General features: G+C 76.3%; 5 protein-coding genes. 3 read left to right on the top strand and 2 right to left on the bottom strand.

The annotated features are described in order from the left end of the window. Window positions 1-257: 257 nt before the first annotated feature. A complete protein-coding gene (locus tag ACGF0D_RS22110; protein ID WP_392918648.1) occupies window positions 258-3,086 on the bottom strand; it encodes an FtsK/SpoIIIE domain-containing protein in 2,829 nt (942 codons plus the stop codon). Between the two features lie 381 nt (window positions 3,087-3,467). On the opposite strand from ACGF0D_RS22110, the gene ACGF0D_RS22105 reads away from it, so the two are divergent. The 3 genes from ACGF0D_RS22105 to prfB all read left to right on the top strand — a co-directional run bounded on the left by ACGF0D_RS22105 (window position 3,468) and on the right by prfB (window position 8,129). After that, a complete protein-coding gene (locus ACGF0D_RS22105) occupies window positions 3,468-5,375 on the top strand; it encodes a serine/threonine-protein kinase (protein ID WP_392918645.1) in 1,908 nt (635 codons plus the stop codon). Window positions 5,376-5,643: 268 nt separating this feature from the next. Continuing rightward, on the top strand, window positions 5,644-6,897 hold the full coding sequence (locus ACGF0D_RS22100) for a serine/threonine-protein kinase (RefSeq protein ID WP_392880919.1): 1,254 nt from the start codon (window positions 5,644-5,646) through the stop codon (window positions 6,895-6,897). Window positions 6,898-7,013: 116 nt separating this feature from the next. Further along, entirely contained in the window at window positions 7,014-8,129 is a 1,116-nt protein-coding gene (gene prfB, locus ACGF0D_RS22095; protein ID WP_392880921.1) for a peptide chain release factor 2, read from the top strand. Between the two features lie 159 nt (window positions 8,130-8,288). On the opposite strand, the gene ACGF0D_RS22090 is transcribed toward prfB, so the two are convergent. Continuing rightward, the gene (locus tag ACGF0D_RS22090) at window positions 8,289-8,483 is read right to left on the bottom strand and encodes a hypothetical protein (protein ID WP_359904255.1); all 195 of its coding nucleotides are present in this window, start codon (window positions 8,481-8,483) and stop codon (window positions 8,289-8,291) included. Between the last annotated feature and the right edge of the window lie 261 nt (window positions 8,484-8,744).

Below are 8,744 nucleotides of genomic sequence, written 5' to 3'. Positions count from 1 at the left end.
TAGGGGGGGGGGCCGGGGGGTTCCGCCGCCGCTCCGCCCGGGCCGACGCGGCGACGGGCTAGGGGTCGGCGTGAACGGTGCTTGGCTGTGGTTTCGGCGGCCCCGGCCAACCTTGGCCGGGGCCGTTGCTTGGGGTTCCTGGGAGGGGTGGGGCAGCCAGTGTGTGGGCGGGTCCGTGTCGCTGGACACGGGCCCGCCTGTTCTTGTCCGTCCCTGTGATGTGCGAGGGCTGAGGGGCGCTCGCGGGGCCGGGCGGGTCAGCGGGCGGCGGCGCGTTGGAGGGCGCTGGCGAGGAGGGCGAGGTCGGTGGGGCCGTTGCCGAGTTCGCGGACCGGGCGGCGGGCGGGCGGGGCGCCGAGCTGCAGCGGGTCTATGGCGACGACGGTGGGCCGCAGGGTGGCGGTGCGCGGGATGCGGCCGCTGATCCGGGCGGTCTGGAAGGCGCTGACCCCGCCGTCGGGCAGACGGAGGTAGCCGCGGCCGGGGGTGTCCTCGGGCAGGGCGGCCGCGTCGCCGAGGTGGATCAGCAGGTCGGAGTCGGCCGGGTCGTCGGTGCGCAGGGCGATCCGGAGCAGCGCGGCCTCGTCCACCTCGGTGCCGGCGCTGTCCTCCGGACGGCCGGTGGCGACGGCGAGGTGGACGCCGAGCGGCCCGCCCCGGCGGGCGACGGCGGCCAGCGCGCGGGCGAGCGGGCGGCCGGCGGCGGAGGTGGGGGAGAGCAGCGCGTCGTAGTCGTCGACCACGACGACCAGCCGGGCGGGTGCGGGTGCGGGGCCGGTCGGGCGGGGGCGCTCGGCGCTGCGCGGCGGGATGATCCGGGGCTTCGTGGCCGCTCCGCCGCCCACGGCGACGGGCACCGGTACGGCCGGCGCCTCCTGCCCGTCCAGACTCTGCCCGTCCAGGATGCGCGCGGCGTGCCAGGAGGCGAAGTCCAGTCCGTCGAACAGCCGCTCCCGCAGGGCGAGTTCGTCCTCCAGTGCCTCGGCCGCGAGCAGCGCGGCGCGCGGGTCGGCGGCGGCGTTGACCCGGCCGGTGACGTGCGGCAGTTCGGTGCAGCCGTCCAGTCCGTCCTGGCCGTCCGTGACGGCCCGGCCCTCGATGATGGTGACGGCCAGCCGCTCGGGCCGCTCGGAGACGGCGAGCGAGGCGACCAGGGTGCGCAGCAACTCGGTCTTGCCGGAGCCGCGGGCGCCACCGATCAGCAGGTGCGGGCCGCCCGGGTCGGGGGAGGGGAGGGTGAGTTCCGGGTCGGCCAGGTCGAGCGTGCAGAGCTCGTCCCGGGTGGTGCCGAGCAGGGCGGTGGCGGCGCCGATGCCGCCGGCGTGCGCCTCCCAGCGGGCGGACAGCTTGGCCGGGGTGACGGTGTCGAGCTGGAGCAGGTCGAGCAGCCGCAGGACGTCGGGCAGCGGGCCGCGGACGGCCGGGGCGGCCTCGCGCAGCGGGGCGAGGACCCGGGCCAGCCGTTCGGCCCAGGCGTCCGAGACGGCGTCCAGCGAGACCTCGTGCAGGGTCTCCCGGCCGCGGGCGACCGGGCGGTCCAGTGAGAGCTGGGTGCCGACCTCGCCGGTGATCAGGGCGGTGGCGCCGAGGCCGCGGGGGAGCAGTTCGGGCTGTTCGGCGAGGCAGATCGGGAAGATGCCGACCGCCGGGCCCTGGCGCAGCAGCAGGTCGAGCGCCTGTCGGGCGGCCTCGCCGGCCGGGCGGCCGTCCACCACGACGACGGTGGCGGGGTGGCCGCCGAGGCCGCTGGGGCCGCTGAGCCGGGCGGTGAGCTCGGTCAGCCGGGCGGTGCCCTGCTCGTCGTCGAGGCCGATCAGCAGTCGGCAGTCCTGGCCGTCGACCGGGCGCAGGTGGGGCAGCCACAGGGCCCAGGCCCAGGTGTCGGCGCGTTCCTCGGCGGTGCGGGCCGGGTCGGCGTCGACCACGACCAGGCTGAGCCCGGTCGGCGGGTGCAGCGCGGCGAGCTGGGCGACGACGGCGCGGGTGAGCGCGTCCAGGCGTTCGCGCGGGCCGCTGAGGCCGAGGCTGCCGGCGGTCTGGAGGTCGAGGGTGACGGGGACGGCGGGGAGCATGGTGCCGGGGGTGGTGCCGGGGCCGCCGGGGCGGTCGGCGGTGCCGAGGCGCAGGGTGAGCGCGTCGGGGTGGCCGGGGCCGCGCTCCCAGAGCCGGGGGCCGGGGCCGACGGCGTTGAGCAGCAGGGTGGCGAGGTCGGGCCAGCGTTCGCGCTGGGCGGCGGTCTGGCGCAGCCGCACCGCGGCGTGGTGGCGTTCGGCGCTCTCCTGGGCGGGCGGCTCGGCGGCGCGGCCGGGCAGCAGGGAGAACAGGCCGCGGCTGCGGCCGGGCGCCGGTTCGGGGGCGGCGGGCGGCTCGACCACGGGCGGCGCGGGCCGGGCCGGGCCGGGGGCGGCGGCGAGCTGGAGGTGGCCGTGGCCGTCGGGGAGGGCGGCGCGGACGGCTCCGGCGGCCTCGGCCGGGTCGGGGGCGGTCACCTGGAGGGTGGACTCGCCGATCCGCAGCACGGCGCAGGGGTCCAGCGGGACGGCGGCCTCCGGCGGGCCGGGCGGGACGAGCCGGCCGTCCAGGGTGGTGCCGTTGGTGGAGCCGAGGTCGCGCACGGAGATCCGGCCGTCCTCGCCGAGGTGCAGGGAGAGGTGCAGCCGGGAGACGTCCGGGTCGTCGAGCGGGACGTCGGCCTCGGTGGAGCGGCCGACCCGGATCTCCCGGCCGTGCAGCCGGTGGACGCCGCCGGCGTCGGGGCCGCCGACCACGCGCAGCTCGGCGGCGGCGGGGGTGTCGTCGGGGTCGTCGGCGGTCGGGTCGGGCTCGTTCAGGCTGAGGACGGCGCCGTCGAGCAGCGGGGGGTGGCCGAGCAGGGTGTGCTCGTCGACCCGGTGCGCCCCGGCGTACAGGTGCACGTGGGTGGCGGCCCGGGGCCCGCGCACGCCCACGGCGCCGGCGAGCGCGCCCGCGATGGCGCCGAGCGCGGTGCCGACGGGCGCGGTGACCAGCACGTCCACGTAGGGGATGGCGGAGCCGGCGGCGGACGGGCCGCTGCGCGGTCGGAGGACGGTCAGCCGGATCTGCATCTCGCCCGCGGGTCCCTTCTGCTGGTGTGAAGCCTGGTACCGCTGCCCGGTGCCGTGGGCACCGTTGGGCCACACGAGTGGCGAGTGTCCATCCTGCCATCCGTCGAGGACGGTCCGCGCACCGTACCGGATTTGACGATCTTGCGATCATCGCCGTGACGGGGGCGACGGGGAGTCAGGTCGACCGCCCCCTCGCGGAGTGCCCCGGGACCTTCCCTAGGGGATCTCCCCCAACCCTTCCCCAGACCGTACGGATGGCCTGTCGAGCACCCCGAAATCCCGAACGGACACCGTTAGAGTGGCCGCAGACACGGGCCCGGCAGGCTCACCGCACCGGCGGAGGAGCGCCCCGCGCGGGCGGCAGGGCAAGGAGTGCGACAGGTGCGGCCAGTCGGCAGCAAATATCTGCTGGATGAGACCCTCGGGCGGGGTGCGACCGGGACCGTCTGGCGCGGCGTGGTGCGCGAGGACGTCCAGGTGCAGGGCTGCGTGCCCGGGCAGCGGGTCGCGATCAAGGTGCTGCGCGAGGAGCTGGCCGCCGACCCGGACGTGGTGATGCGCTTCCTGCGCGAGCGCTCGCTGCTGCTGCGGCTGACCCACCCCAACATCGTGCGGGTCCGCGACCTGGTCGTCGAGGGCGAGCTGCTGGCCCTGGTGATGGACCTGGTGGAGGGCCCCGACCTGGCCCGCTACCTGCGCGCCAACGGCCCGTTCAGCCCGATCGCGGGCGCCCTGCTGATGGCCCAGGTCGCGGACGCGCTGGCGGCCAGCCACGCGGACGGGATCGTCCACCGGGACCTCAAGCCGGCCAACGTGCTGCTCGCCTCCACCGTGGTGGACGGCGCCGAGCGGATGCACCCGCTGCTGACCGACTTCGGCATCGCCAGGCTCGCCGACTCCCCGGGCGTCACCCGCACCCACGAGTTCGTCGGCACCCCCGCCTACGTTGCGCCGGAGTCCGCCGAGGGCCGTCCGCAGACCTCCGCGGTGGACGTGTACGGCGCCGGGATCATGCTGTACGAGCTGGTCACCGGCCGCCAGCCGTTCCAGGGCGACAGCGCGCTCGCCGTGCTCCAGGCGCACCTGGCCCAGGAGCCGCAGCGGCCCAGCACCATGCCCGAGCCGCTCTGGACGGTGATCGAGCGCTGCCTGCGCAAGGACCCGGCCCAGCGGCCCGGCGCCACCTCGCTGGCCCACGCGCTGCGGGTGGTCGCGGCCGGCGTCGGCGTGCACGCCTCCCCGGTGGCGGTGGACGAGGCGCTGGCGGTCGGCGCCCTGCTGCTGCCGGACCCGCAGCCCACCGCCGTCCCCTCCACCGGATCGCCGCTGCCGCCCGCGACGCTGCCGGGCGCCATGGCCGCCGCGCCGGCGGCCCCGGGCGCCGAGGACCACACCCAGGTGCTGCCGTCGACCCCGCCGCAGTACGACCCGGCCGCGGCGACCCGGGTGATGGGCACCCAGCCGCCGCCGGCGCCCCCGCAGGGCGCCCCGGACCGCACCCGGGTGATGCCGCCCGCCGCCGTGCCGCCGCCCCCGCCCGCGACGCCGCCGCAGGAGGAGGCGCCGCACCCGTGGCAGACCCAGCTGCGCGCGGCGCGGGACCGCAACCAGCAGACCCAGGTCGGCTACTTCGGTCCGGAGGACTACGAGGACCTCCCGCAGCCGCAGGTCGCCCCGCCGCCGTTCCAGGCCGGGCAGGGCGGGCACCCCGGGCAGGGCGGCCACCCCGGCCAGGGCGCCCCGGGCGGCCGCCCCGGGCCGCAGCAGCCCGGCGGCTACCGCCAGTCCCCGCCCCCGCCCGGCTACGCCCAGCGCCCGCCGGTGGCCCCGCCGCCGTACCAGGCGGGTCAGGGCGGTCAGGGCGGTCAGCGCGGCGGCCAGCCCGGCCAGGGCGGCCGTCCGCAGCCGCCCGGCGGCTACCGGCAGGCCCCCGCCGGGTACGGGCAGTCGCAGCGCGGCTACCCGCCGCCGCCCGCGCCCACCCCGGTGTCGCGCCGGGCCGAGCCGCCCGCGCCGCAGTACCGGGAGGCCCCGCCGCAGCGCCGCGAGGAGCCGCCGGCACCGGCCCGCCGCGAGCCCGCGCCGGCCCGCGAGCCGCGCCCGCGCAGCCGCAACCGGATGTACATCCCGGGGCTCGGCTGCCTCAAGGGCTGCCTGATGGTGCTGCTGGTGCTGGCCGTGGCCGGGGTGGCGCTGTGGAACTTCACGCCGCTGCCGCAGTACTGGGACAACGTCGTGGGCTGGTTCGACTCGGCGAGCGGCTGGGTGAACAGCTTCTTCGGCAAGTAGCGCCGTCCGGACCGGCGCGAACGCGGATCCGGGCCGGCGCGAGCGCGGATCCGGGCCGGGCCCTGAGCCGATCCGGGCCCAGGTCCGTCCCGGACGGCAATATTGACGCTATGTCGACAATTCGCGAGATTTCTCGGCCGGGACTCCCGCTCAGGGCCCCCCGGGCGGCCCCCGCGGGGCCTCCGGACGCGTAGGTTGGTCGCTGTTGTCCCGCCCCACCGAGCGCGCCGGACCCCCGGAGCGCTCCCGCGCCGCCCACGGAGCAGCATTGGCACGCAAGATCGGCAGCCGGTACACCGTCCACCAGGTGATCGGCCGGGGTTCGGCCGGGACGGTCTGGCTCGGCGAGGGGCCCGACGGCCCGGTGGCGGTCAAGCTGCTGCGCGAGGACCTCGCCGCCGACCAGGTGCTGGTCGGCCGCTTCGTCCAGGAGCGCACCGCGCTGACCAGCCTCGACCACCCCCGGGTGGTCGGCGTGCGCGACATGGTGGTGGACGGCAGCGACCTCGCCCTGGTGATGGAGCTCGTCCAGGGCACCGACCTGCGTTCCCGGCTGGAACGGGACGGCGCGCTGCCGCCGCAGACCGCCGCCTCGATCATCGCCGACGTCGCCGACGGCCTGGCCGCCGCGCACGCCGCCGGCATCGTCCACCGCGACGTCAAGCCGGAGAACGTCCTGCTCGACCTCGCCGCCGCCCCCGGACCGGGCGGCGCCCCGCGCGCCAAGCTCACCGACTTCGGCGTGGCCCGCCTGGTCGACGCCCCGCGCCGCACCCGGGCCACCCGGATCATCGGCACCCCCGACTACCTCGCCCCCGAGATCATCGAGGGCCTGGAGCCGCGCGCCGCCGTCGACATCTACGCCCTCGCCACCGTGCTGTACGAGCTGCTGGCCGGCTTCACCCCGTTCGGCGGCGGCCACACCGGCGCGGTGCTGCGCCGGCACGTCACCGAGCAGGTCCCGCCGATCCCGGGCCTGCCGGACGGGCTGTGGCGGATCATCTCGGAGTGCCTGGCCAAGGCCCCCGCGTCCCGGCTGCGCGCAGCCGAGCTGGCCGCCCGGCTGCGCGAGCAGCTGCCCTCGCTGGCCGGCCTGCCGGTGCTCGCCGTGCCGGGCCAGGGCCGTGCCCCCGCCGAGGAGCAGCTGAGCCCCGGCGAGGCCGTCTACGCCGAGATCGACGCCGCCCCCGGCACCCACAAGCGCCGCCGCGGCCCGGCCGTCCCGTTGGTGCCCGGCGCCGCCCCGGACTCCACCCGGGACACCCACACCAGCCTGCGCCGCCCGTCCGCCGACGAGCTGGCCGCGTACGCGCTCGAGTCCCGCGCCCAGCGCGTCGCCCCGGGCCACCGCCGGGACCGCCAGGCCCTGCTGCGCCGCCGCCGGCTGCTGGCCGTGCTGATCGCCACCGTGCTGCTGCTGGCGGGCGCCGCCGCGGCCTGGACGGCCTTCGCGGCCACCGTCCCGGACGGCGGCCACCCGACCCGTCCGGCGGTGTCGGGCACGGCCCCGCGGGCGCCGTAGCCGCGGCCGCGGCCGCGCCCGTGGCCGCATCCGTACGGTGACGGTGACCGCGCCCGTGACTCCGGGGAAACCGGGGGTGTCGTCATGACCACTGCCGGAACCATTACCCTGGGGGCGTGGCAGCCGTCGATCCTTCCGAAGAGCTCAAGAACCTCGATACGACCATGGGGTCGATCGAGGCCGTCCTCGACCTGGACAAGATCCGGGCCGACATCGCGGTCCTGGAGGAGGAGGCAGCCGCCCCCACCCTGTGGGACGACGTCGCGAACGCGCAGAAGGTGACCAGCCGGCTCTCCTTCCTCCAGGGCGAACTGCGCCGGGTCGAGGGCCTTCGCGGCCGCATCGACGACCTGGGCGTGCTGTTCGAGCTCGCCGAGGCCGAGGACGACGCGGACACCCGCGCCGAGGCCGAGGTCGAACTCGTCGCCCTCCAGAAGGCGGTCGAGGAGCTGGAGGTCCGCACCCTCCTGTCCGGCGAGTACGACGCCCGCGAGGCGCTGATCAACATCCGTGCCGAGGCCGGTGGCGTGGACGCCGCCGACTTCGCCGAGCAGCTCATGCGCATGTACCTGCGCTGGGCCGAGCGGCACGGGTACCCCACCGAGGTGTACGACACCTCGTACGCCGAAGAGGCCGGCATCAAGTCCGCGACCTTCACCGTGAAGGCGCCGTACGCCTACGGCACCCTCTCGGTCGAGCAGGGCACCCACCGCCTGGTGCGCATCTCCCCGTTCGACAACCAGGGCCGCCGGCAGACCTCCTTCGCCGGCGTCGAGGTCCTCCCGGTCGTCGAGCAGTCCGACCACGTCGACATCGACGAGGGCGAGCTGCGGGTGGACGTCTACCGCGCCTCCGGCCCCGGTGGCCAGGGCGTCAACACCACCGACTCGGCGGTGCGCATCACGCACATCCCGACCGGCATCGTGGTCTCCTGCCAGAACGAGCGCTCGCAGATCCAGAACAAGGCGTCCGCGATGAACGTCCTCCAGGCCAAGCTGCTGGAGCGGCGCCGCCAGGAGGAGAAGGCGGCGATGGACGCGCTCAAGGACAGCGGCAGCTCCTGGGGCAACCAGATGCGCTCCTACGTGCTGCACCCGTACCAGATGGTGAAGGACGTCCGCACCGCGTTCGAGGCCGGCAACCCGCAGGCCGTGCTGGACGGCGACATCGACGGCTTCATCGAGGCCGGAATCCGCTGGAGGAAGCAGCGCGAGACCTCGAACGAGGCGTGAGGATTGCGGCCTCGATGAAAATCAAGCACAGCATCGAGGCCGGCATCCGCTGGCGCAAGCAGCGCGAGACCAGCGCCGAGTAGTCACCGCGCAGTCACCGCACGACGCAGAAGGCCCCCGACCGCAGCGGTCGGGGGCCTTCCCGTGTGTCCGGAAGGGTCAGGCCAGTGCCTGCCGGGCGATCAGCGCCACCGCGAGCAGGCCGGCCAGCAGGGCCAGCAGCATCGCGGGGGAGAGCGCGGCGAACGGGCTCTGCTGCTCCTGAAGCCGGGCCCGGTTCGCCCGGCACACCGGGCAACGCCCGTCGCTGACGCGGCCGTTGCAGTTGGCGCACACCAGATGGTCGCAGGTCATGCGATCTCCTCCTCGCTGCTATTGCCAACGCACCGGACGGGGCTTTGGTTCCATGCGCTGCCCTGTACGGGGGAGCGACCGTGACACGGTCGCTCCCTCCACTCTGCCAGGTTCCGGCGGTTCCGGCTCCCGGGCTGTGAGATGCCCTCCGATATTCAGGGCATAAGCGGACATTCTCTCCCATGGCCGGGTCGTTGTCACGGTCGGTCCCTGCGGGCCGGTCGCCGATTCGCGTATGGTCCGAGTCCGGGAGCGGCCCTC

It is taken from the genome of Kitasatospora sp. NPDC048298, assembly GCF_043201465.1.
Classification (GTDB): Bacteria; Actinomycetota; Actinomycetes; order Streptomycetales; family Streptomycetaceae; genus Kitasatospora.
This window is presented reverse-complemented; position numbering and strand designations above follow the sequence as displayed.

What these genes read in the sequence shown, in the direction of transcription:
- ACGF0D_RS22110 (WP_392918648.1), bottom strand. Translation starts at nt 3,086, where the DNA reads ATGCAGATCCGGCTGACCGTCCTCCGACCGCGCAGCGGCCCGTCCGCC.
- ACGF0D_RS22090 (WP_359904255.1), bottom strand. Translation starts at nt 8,483, where the DNA reads ATGACCTGCGACCATCTGGTGTGCGCCAACTGCAACGGCCGCGTCAGC.